General features: G+C 61.1%; 16 protein-coding genes. 10 read left to right on the plus strand and 6 right to left on the minus strand.

What is annotated here, in order from left to right; genetic code table 11:
• Window positions 1-110 precede the first annotated feature (110 nt).
• The 7 genes from napF to KI612_RS08245 are packed head-to-tail and all read left to right on the plus strand — an operon-like array spanning window position 111 to window position 6336.
• Complete coding sequence (napF, locus tag KI612_RS08215) at window positions 111-674, plus strand: ferredoxin-type protein NapF (RefSeq protein ID WP_226443325.1); 564 nt, start codon at window positions 111-113, stop codon at window positions 672-674.
• Window positions 671-916 carry a chaperone NapD gene (locus KI612_RS08220; RefSeq protein WP_226443326.1) on the plus strand — a complete coding sequence of 82 codons (246 nt, stop codon included), beginning with the start codon at window positions 671-673 and terminating at the stop codon, window positions 914-916. The genes napF and KI612_RS08220 overlap by 4 nt, the downstream gene beginning before the upstream one ends.
• A gap of 2 nt (window positions 917-918) precedes the next feature.
• Entirely contained in the window at window positions 919-3468 is a 2550-nt protein-coding gene (gene napA, locus KI612_RS08225; protein WP_226443327.1) for a nitrate reductase catalytic subunit NapA, read from the plus strand.
• A 26-nt stretch (window positions 3469-3494) separates the two neighbouring features.
• Window positions 3495-4337, plus strand: coding sequence for a ferredoxin-type protein NapG (napG, locus tag KI612_RS08230; protein ID WP_404818083.1), 843 nt, complete (start codon window positions 3495-3497; stop codon window positions 4335-4337).
• Window positions 4325-5185 carry a quinol dehydrogenase ferredoxin subunit NapH gene (gene napH / locus KI612_RS08235; RefSeq protein ID WP_404818084.1) on the plus strand — a complete coding sequence of 287 codons (861 nt, stop codon included), beginning with the start codon at window positions 4325-4327 and terminating at the stop codon, window positions 5183-5185. Before napG ends, napH begins: the two co-directional genes overlap by 13 nt.
• On the plus strand, window positions 5182-5649 hold the full coding sequence (locus KI612_RS08240; RefSeq protein ID WP_226443329.1) for a nitrate reductase cytochrome c-type subunit: 468 nt from the start codon (window positions 5182-5184) through the stop codon (window positions 5647-5649). The genes napH and KI612_RS08240 overlap by 4 nt, the downstream gene beginning before the upstream one ends.
• Before the next feature lie 24 nt (window positions 5650-5673).
• A complete protein-coding gene (locus KI612_RS08245; RefSeq protein ID WP_226443330.1) occupies window positions 5674-6336 on the plus strand; it encodes a NapC/NirT family cytochrome c in 663 nt (220 codons plus the stop codon).
• Between the two features lie 60 nt (window positions 6337-6396).
• On the opposite strand, the gene KI612_RS08250 is transcribed toward KI612_RS08245, so the two are convergent.
• From KI612_RS08250 to KI612_RS08270, 5 genes are all read right to left on the minus strand, one after another.
• On the minus strand, window positions 6397-6810 hold the full coding sequence (locus KI612_RS08250) for a secondary thiamine-phosphate synthase enzyme YjbQ (RefSeq protein ID WP_226443331.1): 414 nt from the start codon (window positions 6808-6810) through the stop codon (window positions 6397-6399).
• Window positions 6810-7175 (minus strand): YajD family HNH nuclease, encoded by a 366-nt coding sequence (locus KI612_RS08255; protein ID WP_226443332.1) that lies wholly within the window; start codon window positions 7173-7175, stop codon window positions 6810-6812. The genes KI612_RS08250 and KI612_RS08255 overlap by 1 nt, the downstream gene beginning before the upstream one ends.
• Complete coding sequence (locus KI612_RS08260) at window positions 7172-7705, minus strand: lipocalin family protein (protein ID WP_226443333.1); 534 nt, start codon at window positions 7703-7705, stop codon at window positions 7172-7174. Before KI612_RS08260 ends, KI612_RS08255 begins: the two co-directional genes overlap by 4 nt.
• Before the next feature lie 83 nt (window positions 7706-7788).
• Window positions 7789-8064, minus strand: coding sequence for a hypothetical protein (locus tag KI612_RS08265; RefSeq protein ID WP_226443334.1), 276 nt, complete (start codon window positions 8062-8064; stop codon window positions 7789-7791).
• Between the two features lie 65 nt (window positions 8065-8129).
• Window positions 8130-10466, minus strand: coding sequence for a penicillin-binding protein 1A (locus KI612_RS08270; protein WP_226443335.1), 2337 nt, complete (start codon window positions 10464-10466; stop codon window positions 8130-8132).
• 130 nt (window positions 10467-10596) lie between these two features.
• On the opposite strand from KI612_RS08270, the gene KI612_RS08275 reads away from it, so the two are divergent.
• Window positions 10597-11022, plus strand: a complete 426-nt coding sequence (locus tag KI612_RS08275) for an acyl-CoA thioesterase (protein WP_226443336.1) — start codon at window positions 10597-10599, stop codon at window positions 11020-11022.
• Window positions 11023-11025: 3 nt separating this feature from the next.
• On the plus strand, window positions 11026-11916 hold the full coding sequence (locus KI612_RS08280; RefSeq protein WP_226443337.1) for a radical SAM protein: 891 nt from the start codon (window positions 11026-11028) through the stop codon (window positions 11914-11916).
• A 178-nt stretch (window positions 11917-12094) separates the two neighbouring features.
• Here KI612_RS08280 and KI612_RS08285 read toward each other — a convergent pair whose 3' ends face one another.
• Window positions 12095-12577, minus strand: coding sequence for a tyrosine-type recombinase/integrase (locus KI612_RS08285; protein ID WP_264180834.1), 483 nt, complete (start codon window positions 12575-12577; stop codon window positions 12095-12097).
• A gap of 309 nt (window positions 12578-12886) precedes the next feature.
• Here KI612_RS08285 and KI612_RS08290 point away from each other — a divergent pair, with 309 nt between their 5' ends.
• Entirely contained in the window at window positions 12887-15139 is a 2253-nt protein-coding gene (locus tag KI612_RS08290; RefSeq protein WP_226443338.1) for an ATP-binding protein, read from the plus strand.
• The last annotated feature ends 9 nt before the right edge of the window (window positions 15140-15148 follow it).

Below are 15148 nucleotides of genomic sequence, written 5' to 3' on the forward strand. Positions count from 1 at the left end.
TTTTACGTGGAAATGCCTGTGCCAGCGGGGCGAATCATCTACCGCTTTGGAGGTAGGAGGCGTAGCGGTCGACGTCTTTTACCCCCTGTTTTTCACGGAAACGCCTCCCTATGATGCAGCTCAGATCATTCAAGGGGGCAGTCAAGGTGCAAGTTTCCCGCCGCGCATTTCTCGGGGTTCGCCACAACGGCAGTGGCGATGTCATGCGCCCGCCCTGGGCCTTGGCCGAGGCGGCTTTCCTGGAAAACTGCACGCGTTGCGATGCCTGTATCGATGCCTGCCCGACCCATCTGCTGGTCAAGGGCAGTGGCGGCTTTCCCGAGGCCGACTTCACGCCGGGCCGGGCGCCTGCCGGCTGCACCTTCTGCGGCGACTGCCTGAGCGCCTGCCGCGACGGTGCCCTGGAAAAAATCGACGGGCAGGCCGCCTGGTCCTTGCTGCCGGTTTTCGCCAAGACCTGTCTGGCCGTCCTCAATGTTGTTTGCCGCACCTGCGGCGAAGCCTGCGAAGCGCGGGCGATCAGCTTTCCGCCGCGTCTCGGTGGCGTCTCCCTGCCGCAACTCGATGTTGCCGCCTGCACCGGCTGCGGCGCCTGCCTGGCCGATTGCCCGACGCAGGCGATCGCCATGTTCCCCGATTCCTCACGTTCCATTGCCACGCAAGGTGCCGCATGAAGATTGTCAGTCTGGTTCTGAAATATTTCCCGGCTCGCGCCGAACAGGTCAAGGCGGGGGTGGAAGCCGTTGCCGGCGCCGCCGTCGCGCATGACGACGGTGCGGGACGAATGATTGTTGTCGTCGAGGATGGCGAAGGTTACGCCGTCTCCGACTCGATTATCCAGGTCCATCAGGTGGCCGACATCATGTCGGTGACTTTGGCTTACGAATACAGCGACGAAGCTCTTGAGGAGGTTTGACCATGACCATGAACCGACGTGAATTTCTGAAAACCCAGGCCATTGCGGCCGCTGCCGCCACGGCGGGGATTCCGCTGGCGGCCGATGCCGCCAAGCCGGTTGCCGCCCCGGCCGGCGGGACCGACATCCGCTGGGACAAGGCGGCCTGCCGCTTCTGCGGGACCGGCTGCTCGGTGCTGGTCGGCGTGCAACAAGGCCGCATCGTGGCCACCCAGGGCGACCCGGATGCGCCGGTCAATCGCGGCCTGAACTGCATCAAGGGCTACTTCCTGTCGAAGATCATGTATGGCGAAGATCGCCTGACCAAGCCGCTGCTGCGCATGAAGAACGGCAAGTACGACAAGGAGGGTGATTTCCAGCCCATCACCTGGAAGCAGGCCTTCGACGTCATGGAGGAGAAGTGGAAGGATGCACTGAAGACGACCGGGCCGTCGTCGATCGCCATGTTCGGTTCCGGCCAGTGGACCATCTGGGAGGGCTATGCCGCTTCCAAGCTGATGAAAGCCGGCTTCCGCACCAACAACCTCGATCCCAATGCGCGTCATTGCATGGCATCTGCCGTGACCGGCTTCATGCGGACCTTTGGCATCGACGAACCGATGGGTTGCTACGACGACATCGAAAATGCCGACGTCTTCGTGTTGTGGGGCTCAAACATGGCGGAAATGCACCCGATCCTGTGGTCGCGCATTACCGACCGTCGCCTGACCCATGCCGGGGCCGAGGTGCATGTCTTGTCCACCTTCGAGCATCGCAGCTTCGAACTGGCTGACAACGGCATGATTTTCGTGCCGCAAACCGATCTCGCCATCCTCAACTACATCTGCAACTACATCATCCAGACTGGCAAGGTAAACAAGGCTTTCGTCGAGAAAAACGTCAATTTCAAAATTGGCGAAACCGACATTGGCTTTGGTTTGCGGCCGGCACATGCGCTGGAGAAGGATGCCAAGTTCAACGGTTATCCGGGAGCCGATGGCAAACCGAAGAACAACCCGAGCGATGCCCGGCCAAGCAATTTCGAGGAATTCAAGAAGTTCGTTTCGGAATATACGGCCGAGAAGGTCAGCAAGCTGTCCGGCGTTCCGGTTGATCGCCTGAAGAAGCTGGCCGAGGTTTATGCCGATCCGAAGAAGAAGGTCACCAGCTTCTGGACCATGGGCTTCAACCAGCATACGCGCGGCACCTGGGTCAATAACATGATCTACAACGTGCACCTCCTCGTTGGCAAGATTTCCGAACCCGGCAACAGCCCGTTCTCGCTTACCGGTCAGCCTTCGGCCTGCGGTACGGCGCGTGAAGTCGGCACCTTTGCCCATCGTCTGCCGGCCGACATGGTGGTGACCAATCCGGAGCACCGCAAGCATACCGAGGAACTCTGGCAACTGCCGGAAGGCACCATTCCCGACAAGATCGGCCTGCATGCCGTGGCGCAGAGCCGTGCCCTGAAGGACGGCAAACTCAAGTGCTACTGGACGAGCACGACCAACAACATGCAGGCCGGGCCGAACGTCAATCAGGAAATCTATCCGGGCTGGCGCAATCCCGCCGCCTTCGTCGTTGTTTCCGATGCCTACCCGACCGTTTCCGCGATGGCGGCCGACCTCATCCTGCCTTCTGCGATGTGGACGGAGAAGGAAGGCGCATTCGGCAATGCCGAGCGGCGTACCCAGTTCTGGCGGCAGCAGGTCAAGGCGCCGGGCGAGGCCAAGTCCGATCTTTGGCAGTACATCGAGTTCTCGAAGCGTTTCAAGGTCGAGGACGTCTGGCCGGCCGATCTGATCGCCAAAAAACCCGAATACCGGGGCAAGACCCTGTTCGATGTGCTCTACGCCAACAAGGTGGTCAACAAGTTCCCGAAGAGCGAAACCGTCAAGGTCAATCAGCACGCCATCAAGAACTACACCAACGACGAAAGCGAGGAACTCGGCTTCTATCTGCAAAAGGGCCTGTTCGAGGAATACGCCCGCTTTGGTCGTGGTCACGCCCACGATCTGGCTGACTTCGACGTTTATCACAAGGCGCGTGGTCTGCGCTGGCCGGTAGTCGATGGCAAGGAAACGCTGTGGCGATTCCGTGAAGGCTACGATCCCTACGTCAAGAAGGGTGAAGGTATCCGCTTCTACGGCTACAAGGATGGCAAGGCCGTGATTTACGCGCTGCCCTACCAGGACCCCCCGGAAAAACCGGATGCCGAATTCGACATGTGGTTGTGCACCGGGCGGGTACTGGAGCACTGGCATACCGGTTCGATGACCCGGCGTGTGCCGGAACTGCACCGCGCCGTGCCGGAAGCCGTCGTCTTCATGCATCCGGACGATGCCAAGAAGCGCGGCCTGCAACGCGGCATGAAGGTCAAGGTGGCATCGCGCCGCGGTGAAATCCAGCTGCGCGTCGAGACCAAGGGCCGCAACAAGCCGCCGCTCGGTCTCGTCTTCATCCCCTTCTTCGACGAAGGCAAGCTGGTGAACAAGCTGACGCTGGACGCCACCTGCCCGATCTCGAAAGAAACGGACTACAAGAAGTGCGCCGTCAAGATTTCCCGCGCCTGAAAAACAGCTGATTGAGCGAGTCGACCGTGCAAACCGATCCCACCGCCAAGCTGCAAGGAAAACCCGGCGCTGCACCGACTTCGGTGGCGCGCCGGAAATTTCTCAACAGCATCGCAGCCGCAGCCGGCACCGGCTGCCTGCTGACGCTGGGCGCCGTGATGGCGGGGCGCCCGGCGGCAGCCAATCCGGCCCAGGCCTTGCGCCCGCCGGGGGCACTGGCCGAGGAGGATTTCCTCGCGGCCTGCATTCGTTGCGGTTTGTGTGTGCGTGACTGTCCGTACGACACGCTCAAGCTGGCGCCGTTCGGCGATACGGTCGCCAATGGCACGCCGTTCTTCACGGCGCGCCAGGTGGCCTGCGAGATGTGCGACGACATTCCCTGCGTCAAGGCTTGTCCGACCGGGGCATTGACGCCCAAGCTCAATGACATCCATGAAGCGAAGATGGGGCTGGCGGTGCTGTCCGACCATGAAACCTGCCTCAACTTCCTCGGTCTGCGTTGCGACGTCTGTTACCGGGTCTGCCCGGTGATCGACCAGGCGATCACGCTGGAGAACGTGCATAACCAGCGTTCCGACCGGCATGCGATGTTGCTGCCGACGGTGCATTCGGATCATTGCACCGGCTGCGGCAAGTGTGAGAAGGCCTGCGTCCTGCCCGAGCCGGCGATCAAGGTGATGCCGATTTCCCTGGCCAGGGGCAAGCTGCCCGAGCATTACCGCAAGGGCTGGGAAGAAAAGGCCAAGCATGGCGGTTCGCTGATCGGCGATCAGGTCGAAATGCCGGTGCGCGGCATGGAAGGCAAGGCCTATGGCGACAGCCGCGTGGACGGTCCGGCCGCTGGCCTCAATTCAGGATGGAAACCATGAGACCGGGTGCCGAGGCCGTACGCGTCAAGGGCTGGTTCGGGGCGCATCGCTGGCTGATTTTGCGCCGTATTTCACAGTTGACCGTGCTGGCGCTGTTTTTGTCCGGGCCGTGGTTCGGCGTCTGGATCGCCAAGGGCAACCTGGTGTCCTCGCTGACCCTGGGCGTGCTGCCGCTGACCGATCCCTATCTTTTCGTGCAGAGCCTGGCTGCCGGTTTCATGCCGGCCGCCACGGCGCTGATCGGTGCCGCCATCGTCGTCGCCTTCTATGCCCTGTTCGGCGGTCGTCTGTATTGCGCCTGGGTTTGCCCGGTCAATGCGGTGACCGACGCCGCTGCGTGGTTGCGCCGTCGCCTCGGCCTGAAGTCGGGGCGCGTGCCGGATGCCAACACCCGTTACTGGGTGCTGGCCGGCTCGTTGCTCGCCGCCGCGGCGACCTCGTCGCTGGTCTGGGAGGCGGTCAATCCGGTGACCATCGTGCAGCGCAGCCTGATCTTCGGCCTCGGCGGCAGCCTCGCCGTGGTCATCGCCATCTTTGCCTACGACCTGCTGGTCGCCTCGCGCGGCTGGTGCGGTCATCTCTGTCCGATGGGCGCCTTCTACGGCCTGCTCGGGCAGAAATCCCTGTTACGCATCACGGCCGACCAGCGCGGCGCCTGCGACGACTGCATGGACTGTTTCACGGTCTGTCCGGAGCCGCAGGTGATCCGTCCGGCCCTGAAAAAAGCCGGTCAGGACAGCCCGCTGATCCTCGACCGGGATTGCACCAATTGTGGCCGCTGCATCGACGTCTGCGGCCGGAATGTCTTTCACTTTACCCATCGGTTCGACCAAAGGAGCGATTCATGAAAAACCCGAGCCGCCTGTTCCCTGCTGCCTTGCTGGCAGTGTTTCTGGCCTCATCCCTGTTTGTCTCGCCGGCCGTCAGTGCCGCCGCCGACAGCGGGCTGAAATCCCTGCGTGGCGCAGAAATCCAGGCCCCCGATACGGAGTCCGCCGATCCCTTCAAGGGCACCAAGGACAGCGCGCCGATCGAGCGCAATTACCTGCAGCAGCCGCCGATCATTCCGCACAAGATCGATGGTTACAACATCACCATGAAGTACAACAAGTGCATGGATTGCCACGCCTGGAACCGCTACAAGGAAACCGGCGCGACCAAGGTCTCGCTGACCCACTTCAAGACGCGTGAAGGCCAGGAGCTCTCGAACATTTCGCCGCGCCGCTATTTCTGCGTCCAGTGCCATGTGCCGCAGGCCGATGCCAAGCCGCTGGTCGGCAACAAGTTCAAAGCCGCCGAAGGCATGCGCTGATCCCAACCCGAGCGGAGAAAAACAATGGAAAACAATAAGCAAAAGCCGGCCACCTTCGTCGGGCGCCTGCTGGCCTGGGTGAAAAAGACGGGGCCCTTCCTGATCCTCGGCCTGTTCCTGGCCGGCGTGCTGTTCTGGGGGGCGTTCAACACCGCGATGGAGTACACCAATCGCGAAGCCTTCTGCATCGGCTGTCACGAGATGCAGGAGAACGTCTATGTCGAATACCAGAACACGGTGCATTACTCGAACCGCTCCGGGGTACGCGCCACCTGTCCGGATTGCCACGTGCCCAAGGAGTGGGGCCCGAAGATGATCCGCAAGATCCAGGCTTCCAACGAAGTCCTGCACAAGATCCTCGGCACCATCGACACGCCGGAGAAATTCAACGCCAAGCGTCTCGAACTCGCCAAGCATGAGTGGGAACGGATGAAGAAGACCGATTCGCGCGAATGCCGCAACTGCCACAACTTCGAGTATTTCGATTACGGCGTGCAGGGTCGGCGTTCTTCCAACATGCACCAGACCGGCCTCAACGAAGGCAAGACCTGCATCGACTGCCACAAGGGCATCGCCCACAAGCTGCCCGAGGTCAATCAGTCGATCGGCGAAGCCAATGTCGAAGGCGCCACCCCGGCCGAGTTCCATCCGCCGACAGAGAAGAAGGAAGCCGAAGCGGCCAGGTAAGCCGGCGGCAAAAAAGGCTGTTTTTTACCGGTCGACCGCTCAGGTCGGCCGGTTTTTCGTTTACCCGAGCAGGGTGACGACGATGTCGCGGTGATGCCCGTGCGTGCGGTGCTCGAACAGGTAAATGCCCTGCCAGGTGCCGATCTGCAGTTTGCCGTCAGCGAAGGGCACGCTTACCGAGGTGCCGGTGAGCAGCGAGCGGGCGTGCGCCGCCATGTCGTCGTCGCCTTCCATGTCGTGCCGGTATGCGGCATCGCCGTCCGGCGCCCAGCGCTGCATCAGCATTTCGAGATCGCGCCGCACGCTGGCATCGGCGTTCTCGGTGATCGCCAGGCCGCAACTGGTGTGGCACACAAAAACATGGGCAATGCCGATCTTGACCGTTGCGCTGCGCACGATGGCGGCGATGTCATCGGTAATCTCGACGGCGCCGCGGCCGTGCGTGTTGAAGGCGAGGTGATGCTGCTCGGCCATTACTTCTTGTCCTTGAGCAAGCCTTGCAGCGCCGCAAACGGGTTGTGCGTGGCGCCACCGCCGCGCGTGCTGCTGTCGGTATAGCCGCGGTCGGCCTCGATCTGCTTCTGGTGCTCGTTGTCGTGGCAATAGAGGCAGAGCAGCTCCCAGTTGCTGCCGTCGTTCGGGTTGTTGTCGTGATTGTGATCGCGGTGATGCACGGTCAGTTCGCGCAGGTTGGCGGTCGTGAACTCGCGCGCGCAGCGGCCGCAGATCCACGGGTAGATTTTCAGGGCGCGTTCGCGATAGCCCTCGGCGCGCTGGTCGGCCGCCTTGCGGGCGTCGGCGACGATCTTGTTGAGGCGTTGGTGGTCGATGCTACTCATGGTGCGGTCTCCGTCTGGCGGGTGGTTTTGAGCTGGTCGAGATCATAAGCCTGGGCGCTCGCCGCCTGGCGGGCGCGTTCCAGTTCGGCGGCCGGCAGTTGCGGCGTGCGCGACAAAATCCACAGGTATTTGCGATTCGGATTGCCGACCACGGCCCAGCGGTAATCGACATCAAGCCCGATCACCCAGTAATCGGCGCGGAAGGGCCAGAAGAAGGACACCTTCAATTGTCCCGCGCCGGCACCGTCGACCGCCCAGGCGCGGCCAGTTGCCTGGTCGACGCCGCTTTCGGTGCGACAGCGGTTGTCGACCGTCAGCTCGCCATCCGGGCGCAGCGTGTATTCGGCCGTCGTGTCGGCAATGCAATTGCGCTGGAAATACATCGGAAAGGCGGCAATCTCGTACCACTTGCCGACATAACGCTTCAGGTCGATCTGCGCGACGCTCCGGACCGGCGCCGGCTCGGCATGAGCGATGCAGGGGAGCAGGGCGGTCAACAGTGCGAAAAGGGCAATTTTGCGCGGGGGCATGGCGGAATCCTTTGATAAGGCGGGGCGGATCGCGCTCGGCGCTTAGTTCTTTTGCTTGTTCGGAAGTGCCGCGGAGGCGCTGATCAGACTTCTACGGCGGCCGCCTTTTCCTTCATCTGGCGTACCCGCAGCTCGATGTAACGGGCGCGGGCAACGCCTTCGTCGCCATGCGCGAGCTGGATGGCGGTGTCCCAGGTGGCGGGGTCGATACGCTCCAGGTGGAGTTCGCGGTTGGCGATCATGAAGCGTTGCAGATCTTCGTCATCCGCTGCTTCGGCGGTAGCGGTCGACCGCCGGTAAATGAAGTAAAAGACACCGATCAGCAGTGCCAGAACCAGAAAGGCCAGATAAGTTGCCAAGCTTCTTACTCGTCGAGGTGAAGCCGCCAGCATACCACCCGGGCGCTGGCGGCCGGCATGCGGAATCAGCCGCCCGATAGCGGCTGGATGATTGCGTCGTTGGGCTGGACGCTGGGTGCGGTGATGTCCAGCGTCTTGATGCCGGCCTCGCCGTTGAATTCGTCGTACATCCAGTCGCCATCGACGAAGGAAACGCCGGCCGGCGGCGTTCTTTCGCTGAGCGGCTTGCCGGCCAGCGCCTGGCGCATGTAGTCGATCCAGATCGGGAGCGCCAGCGTCGCGCCGAATTCGCGGCCGCCCAGCGATTTCGGCTGGTCGAAGCCCATCCAGGCGACGGCGACGACATTGCCGGCGTAACCGGCAAACCAGCCATCGAAGGCATCGCTGGTCGTGCCGGTCTTGCCGGCGACGTCAGGGCGGCCGAGGCGGGCGCCGGCCAGGGCGCCGGTGCCACTGTGCGCGACCTCGCGCAGCATGCTGTCCATGATGAAGGCGTTGCGGCTGTCGATGACGCGCTGCTCGTCCTGGCGCACGGGCGGCGGCGGGGTTTCGCGCAGCACGTTGCCGCGCGCGTCGGTGACCTTCTGGATCAGGTGCGGCGCGACCTTGTAGCCGCCGTTGGCGAAGATGGCGTAGGCACCGGCCATCTGCAGCGGCGTGACCGAGCCGCTGCCCAGCGTCATGGTCAGGTTGGCCGGGTGTTTGGCCGGGTCGAAGCCGAAGCGTTGCAGATAGTCACGGCCATACTGCGGCGAAATGGCGCGCAGCAGGCGCACGGCAACGATGTTCTTGGAGCGGGCGAGGGCGCGGCGCAGGCTGATCGGGCCGTCGTAGCCGTCATCGTTCTGCGGCTCCCAGGCCTGGCCGTTTTCACCGCCGGGCAACGAGATGGGGACATCGTCGACCAGGGTGGCCGGCGAATAGCCCTTTTCCAGCGCTGCCGAATAGACGAAGGGCTTGATGCTCGATCCCGGCTGGCGCCAGGCGCTGGTGACGTGGTTGAACTGCTTGCGCGCGAAGTCGAAGCCGCCGACCAGGGCGCGGTAGGAGCCGTCCTCGGCATTGAGCGCGACAAAGGCTGCCTCGACTTCCGGCATCTGGCCGATCATCCAGCGTCCCTTGCCGTCGCGGCTGGCGCGGATCACCGAGCCGACGCGAATGCGCTGATCCGGTCTGGCGTTGGTCTGCAGGGCACGGGCGGCAAAACGCAGGCCGTCGCCGTTGATTTCAATGGTGTCGCCGGAGGCCGGCTCCGCACGTATCCGCTTGGCGGAAACCTCGGTGACCACGGCGGCGATCAGGTTGTCGCTGTTCGGGTGCTTGGCCAGGATGCGGTCGATGGCGTCGTCGCGCTCGTCCTCGTCGTCCGGCAGTTCGATGAAATCCTCGGCGCCGCGGTAGCCGTGGCGCTGGTCGTAGGCGAGCACGTTGCTGCGCAGCGAGTTGTAGGCAGCGTTCTGCTCGGCCGCGATGAGCGTGGTGTACACATTGAAGCCGCGCGTGTAGGCATCGCCCTTGTATTGCGCGTACAGCTCCTGGCGGACCAGTTCGGCGGCATAGTCGGCATGCACGGCAAACAGCTGGCGGTCATTGACCTTGAGGGCCTGGGCGACGGCTTCGTTGTATTGCGCTTCGCTGATCTTGCCGATCTGCAGCATGCGCTTCAGAACCAGCATCTGGCGTGCCTTGGCGCGGACCGGGTTGACCGCCGGGTTGCGCTTGGCCGGGTTCTGCGGAATGCCGGCCAGCATGGCCGCTTCAGCGACGGTCAGCTCGGGCAGGCGCTTGTTGAAATAGGTGCGCGCGGCGCTGGCGAAGCCGTGCGTGCGCTGGCCGAGGTAGATCTGGTTCATGTACAGCTCAAGGATCTGGTCCTTGCTCAGCGCCGATTCGATGCGATAGGCGAGCAGCGCCTCGGTCAACTTGCGCAAAACGGTCTTTTCCCGCGTCAGGAAAAAGTTGCGCGCCACCTGCATGGTGATCGTCGAGGCACCCTGGTGGAAGCCGCCGGTCAGGTCGGCAACCAGCGCTCGTGCGACGCCGCGGTAGTCGACGCCGCCATGTTCGTAGAAGCGTGAGTCCTCGATCGCCAGCAGGGCATCCTTCATGACTTGCGGGATGTCCTGGATAGGGACGAAGTCGCGATGTTCCTCGCCAAATTCGGCGAGCAGCGCGCCATCGGCGCTATAAACCCGGAGCGGGATCTTCGGCTGATAGTCGGTCACGACATCGAGCGGCGGCAGGCCGGGCAGCACGCTCAGCAGCATGACCGAAATCACCAGGAAGCCAAGCAGGAAGGCATCGACCCCGGCGGCAAGGAACGTTCGCCGTGGTTGCTCACGGTAATTGGCCGTGGTGAGGGGCAGGGTCAGAAACTTGACGATCGTCGAAGAAAGGCTCACTGGCGGGTCCTGGCAATGTGCTTGGGGCGCTGGCAGGCAGACGCCGAAGGCGCTAGTTTAAACGCTCTGTGCTGGTCGCGCGCCGGTGCTGCCCTTAGAATCCGGATTCATTCATTTTCTCCCGACCATCATGCCGCGCATCAAGATCGATCTGCCCGAACGTTTCAGCTTCTCGACCGAAGTCCCCATCTACATCAGCTACATCAATTACGGCCACCATCTCGACAATGCCGCGCTGATCTCGCTGGTCGCCGAAGCGCGCGTCCGCTTCTTCAAGGCGCTCGGTTACACGGAACTCGATATCGAGGGCGTCGGCATCGTCGTCGCCGACGTGGCGGCGCAATACAAGTCGGAAGCTTTTCATGGCGAGACGCTGGTCATCGAGATGGGCGCCAACGATTTCAACAAGTTCGGCTGCGACCTGGTCTGGCGCCTCAGCGACAAGGCAACCGGGCGCGAAGTGGCGCGCGGCAAGCACGGCATCGTTTTCTTCGACTACGCCATCCGCAAGCCGACCGCAGCACCAGCCGCCTTCATCGCCAAGGTCACGGTCTGAGCGATGATTCCGATCCGCTACGTTGAGCCGGTCTTCCGTCCGCCGAGCGAAGCCGACTCGCTGATCCTGCCGGTCACCGACGGCTGTTCGTGGAACAAATGCACCTATTGCGAGATGTACACCGCGCCGCAGAAACAGTTCAAGGCGCGCAGCGAAGAAGAAGTGCTGGAAAGCATCCGCCTGACCGGCCTGCGCTATGGCGACCAGGTGCGCCGCGTCTTTCTTGCCGACGGCGATGCGCTGGTCCTGCCGACGCGGCGCCTGCTCAGCATCCTCGCAGCGATCCAGACGCACATGCCGGCGGTGCGGCGGATTTCCAGCTATTGCCTGCCGCGCAACCTGCGCAAGAAGAGCCAGGAAGAAATCAACCAGCTCGCCACGGCCGGCCTGAAAATGGTCTACGTCGGTGCCGAGTCGGGTGACGACGCTGTGCTCGCAGCGGTCGACAAGGGCGAAACCTACGAAACCACGCGTGAAGCGCTCGACAAGCTGGGGAATGCCGGCATCACCCGCTCGGTCATGATCCTCAACGGCCTCGGCGGCAAGGCACTGAGCGCGCAGCACGCCGACCAGTCGGCGCGCCTGATCAACGCCACGCAACCGGAATACCTGGCGACGCTGGTGGTCAGCTTCCCGCACGGTGAACAGCGCCTGCGCGCCGGTTTTCCCGGTTGGGAGCCGCTCGACCAGCACGAACTCTTCGTCGAAACCGAACGCTTCCTGTCCGGCCTCGAACTACGCCGCACCGTCTTTCGCAGCGACCACGCCTCGAACTGGCTGGTCCTCAAAGGCACGCTCGGTGCCGACAAGGACCGCCTGCTGGCGCAAGTCCGTCAGGCAATTGCCACGCCCGAGCAGGCGCACCTGCGGCCGGCGTGGGCGCGGGGGTTGTAGGGCGGAGAGTGTTTGACTGCAGGCGGCTGGCGATCCGGAATGGCTGTGGTTCCAGGGGCGAGGAGTTTGCCGCACTGTTAATGCCGGCTTGTCGGCCAATCCAGACGTTGGCTGGCACTTACGCATCAGTCTACAATCGTAGGGAAAGCGGTCGCACATGGCGGCCGCTCGTTGCCTATCAGATTTCAGTTTGCTCGGAGATTTCCAGGGCATCGTCTACTTCGATACCGAGGTAGCGAACCGTGCTTTCATGCTTTGAGTGACCAAGCAAAAGTTGAATTGCTCGCAGATTCTTGGTGCGTTTGTAGATCAAAGTTGCCTTGGTTCGCCGCATGGAATGCGTCCCGTAGATGGCTGAATCGAGTCCTGCGGCATCGGCCCAGTGATGGACAATCCTTGCATACTGACGGGTCGAGATGTGTGGTGATTTCTCCACCCTGCTGGGAAAAAGAAACTGATCTCCCCGTAGCCGGGATTTTTCCAGCCACGCGGCAACGGAGACTCTCGTCGGCTCTGTCAGTTCGAACTGCACGGGTCGCTGGGTCTTGCTTTGAATGATCATCGCTCTGGAGAGAATTTGGCTCCCGTGAGCGATGTCGTGCACACGTAGACTGACGAGATCGCAGCCTCTCAGCTTGCTGTCGATGGCCAGATTGAACATGGCGATATCACGAATAGCATGGGTATTCTGAAGATAGATTCAAATGGCCCAAATGTCTTTTGGCTTGAAGGGGGGCTTCTGGCCAACGAGCTTGCCTTTGTTCCACGAGGTTCGTTTCTCAGAGAGTTCCATTTCTGACTCCTTGGTTGTTGATCGGAGTCTGATTGATAGACAACTTGGCCAAGGGTTTCTACCTCGCCTTCAACAAACCGTCCCCACTTCGGGCAGTACTTGCCACGAAAAAATAACGACACTAAATGTCGCCATTAAAACCCATTATGCTTTTCACTAGATCAGCTGGAGAACATGATGAAACGTCAGCAACGCCGTGCCCAATCCCACGGAATTTGTCTCGAGCGCGCCACGATCCCCTCGTCGTTACAGGCCCGACAGGCGGCCTTATGGGCCATACGCATGGCCCAGGGGAAGGTGCGTAACGACTTTCTCGCCCAAAGTCCGGAACGTTTTGTAGAAATTACAGCGCCTCATCTGAAATGGTGTGAAACCAGCTTCAAGCGATTCATTTTCTATTATGAAGGACCGGAGGAGGAGCGCGAGGCCCTAGCGCAGCTTTCCCCTCAACAGGCCTGGGAGCACTTGTCGTCCGAAGGGGATTACAACACCCAGCAAGCATTCAAGGCCTTCCGTAAATTCGAACCGGCAGCCTTGAATCGTCTGCTAGCCGCATCACAGCAAGCGCTTGATGAAAGTCTCGCCAGCGAACCCGATACGGTGCAGGACAACGTTCTGATGTTGCAGCATCTACTTGGCTTTTCCATGGAAGAAGCCGTGCTGCTCCATCTCGCCGCAGTGGCCAGCCAGAATAATGCCGTACGCAGTATGTTGCAGTGGACGACAATTGCAAACGAGTCTGATGGCACATCCATGCTGGCTTATCTCCTTTCGGTAGATGAATCGGCTGTGCGCGAAGCATTTAAACAAAGCGGGATGCTGAGCAACCTGAATTTCCTGAAACGCCCCGAGGTGGCTGGCGACTTGTACGAGTTGCTGACGCTCCAAGTATGGTGTCATGCCTGCTTTGCTGAAACGCACGACTCGGTTGCCGATCTGGTCCGACACTTTCTGGAGCCGGCGATTCCCGGCAACCTCTTGGCTAGCGATTTCCCGCATCTCGCCAATGACTTCTCCGCGCTCACCCTGTATCTGCAAGGGGCAATGGAACAACGGAGCAGAGGTGTTAATTTACTGATCTACGGTCCACCGGGTACCGGCAAAACGGCCTTTGCGAAAGCCCTGGCACAGTCACTTAATACCCGTCTCTATGAAGTCGCCAACCACTTTGAAAACGGCGAACCCATTCACAAGGGAGAGCGCCTAGCCTTCCTCCAAATGTCCGAGAAGTTTCTCGCCAAGCGCAAGGACTCACTGATCCTGTTCGACGAGATCGAAGATGTTTTTCCGGAGCGTTTCGACCCCACCCGCCCATCGATTACCCGACGCTATGCAGCCACAGGGAAGGCGTGGATGAATCAGACGCTTGAAAACAATCAGGTTCCGGTGATTTGGATCAGCAACGACATCGAGCAAATGGATCCGGCTTATCTACGCCGTTTTTCCTATCACCTCGAAATCCGCACGCCGCCGCTACATATCCGCCAGGCCATTGCGCAGCGTTATCTGGGCAATACCGGTATGCGCAGCGATTTCATCAACCAACTTGCCACCAACACCGCACTGACGCCCGCGTTGATGGAGAATGCCGCTCGCGTCGTCCTGTTGGCCGGGCAGAAAGAAGCCGAGGCGGCCGAGCAACTAGCGCACCGAGTGATCCGCCAATGTCAAAGGGCCCTTGGGCAGTCCAGCGAGAGCCTCATACGGCCACACGCTACTGGCTATTCGCTCGATTACCTGAATCTCGACAGTCGCTACAGCGTTGATCGGATCATCACAGCACTAAAGCGGAAACCGGTCAGCAGTCTCTGCTTCTATGGCTTGCCAGGAACCGGCAAGACAGCGTTGGCCGAACATGTTGCTACGACGCTTGGACGCCCATTGATAGCCCGCCGTGCCTCCGACTTGCTCAGTAAATGGCTGGGCGATGCAGAAAAGAACCTGGCTGCGATGTTCGAGGAAGCGCGAGCTGAACAAGCTGTGCTGCTGCTCGATGAAGCGGACAGTTTTCTGCGTAATCGTGAACAGGCTGAGCGCAGCTGGGAGGTCAGCCAGGTCAATGAACTGCTGCAGCAGATTGAGCGCTTCGACGGTATCTTCATCTGCGCGACCAATCTGTTCGAACAGATCGATGTGGCTGCCCTTCGGCGATTTGCCTTCAAAATTGCTTTCAAGGCACTGCGGCCGGAACAACGGATCAAACTGTTTGTGCAAGAAGCACTCGATGGCCTTGAAGACGAGCTGAACTCAACTTTACGCAATCGCCTGCTGCAACTGGATAACCTGGCCCCCGGTGATTTTGCCGTCGTAAAACGTCAGGCAGGCCTACTCGGAGAAACGCTGGCCCCCGGCGATTTCCTGTCAGAGCTAGAAAACGAATGCCGCCTGAAGCCTGGTGCCAATATGCAGGCGATGGGCTTTCTTCACTAAGCGCACAGT

It is taken from the genome of Quatrionicoccus australiensis, assembly GCF_020510525.1.
Classification (GTDB): domain Bacteria; phylum Pseudomonadota; class Gammaproteobacteria; order Burkholderiales; family Rhodocyclaceae; genus Azonexus; species Azonexus australiensis_B.

Excerpts from the sequence above, each read along its gene's own strand:
- KI612_RS08220 (WP_226443326.1), top strand. The coding sequence starts at position 671 with ATGAAGATTGTCAGTCTGGTTCTGAAATATTTCCCGGCTCGCGCCGAA.
- KI612_RS08280 (WP_226443337.1), top strand. The coding sequence starts at position 11,026 with ATGATTCCGATCCGCTACGTTGAGCCGGTCTTCCGTCCGCCGAGCGAA.
- napA (WP_226443327.1), top strand. The coding sequence starts at position 919 with ATGACCATGAACCGACGTGAATTTCTGAAAACCCAGGCCATTGCGGCC.
- KI612_RS08250 (WP_226443331.1), bottom strand. The coding sequence starts at position 6,810 with ATGGCCGAGCAGCATCACCTCGCCTTCAACACGCACGGCCGCGGCGCC.
- napH (WP_404818084.1), top strand. The coding sequence starts at position 4,325 with ATGGAAACCATGAGACCGGGTGCCGAGGCCGTACGCGTCAAGGGCTGG.
- KI612_RS08290 (WP_226443338.1), top strand. The coding sequence starts at position 12,887 with ATGAAACGTCAGCAACGCCGTGCCCAATCCCACGGAATTTGTCTCGAG.
- napF (WP_226443325.1), top strand. The coding sequence starts at position 111 with ATGATGCAGCTCAGATCATTCAAGGGGGCAGTCAAGGTGCAAGTTTCC.
- KI612_RS08260 (WP_226443333.1), bottom strand. The coding sequence starts at position 7,705 with ATGCCCCCGCGCAAAATTGCCCTTTTCGCACTGTTGACCGCCCTGCTC.
- KI612_RS08245 (WP_226443330.1), top strand. The coding sequence starts at position 5,674 with ATGGAAAACAATAAGCAAAAGCCGGCCACCTTCGTCGGGCGCCTGCTG.
- KI612_RS08275 (WP_226443336.1), top strand. The coding sequence starts at position 10,597 with ATGCCGCGCATCAAGATCGATCTGCCCGAACGTTTCAGCTTCTCGACC.
- KI612_RS08240 (WP_226443329.1), top strand. The coding sequence starts at position 5,182 with ATGAAAAACCCGAGCCGCCTGTTCCCTGCTGCCTTGCTGGCAGTGTTT.
- KI612_RS08285 (WP_264180834.1), bottom strand. The coding sequence starts at position 12,577 with ATGTTCAATCTGGCCATCGACAGCAAGCTGAGAGGCTGCGATCTCGTC.
- KI612_RS08255 (WP_226443332.1), bottom strand. The coding sequence starts at position 7,175 with ATGAGTAGCATCGACCACCAACGCCTCAACAAGATCGTCGCCGACGCC.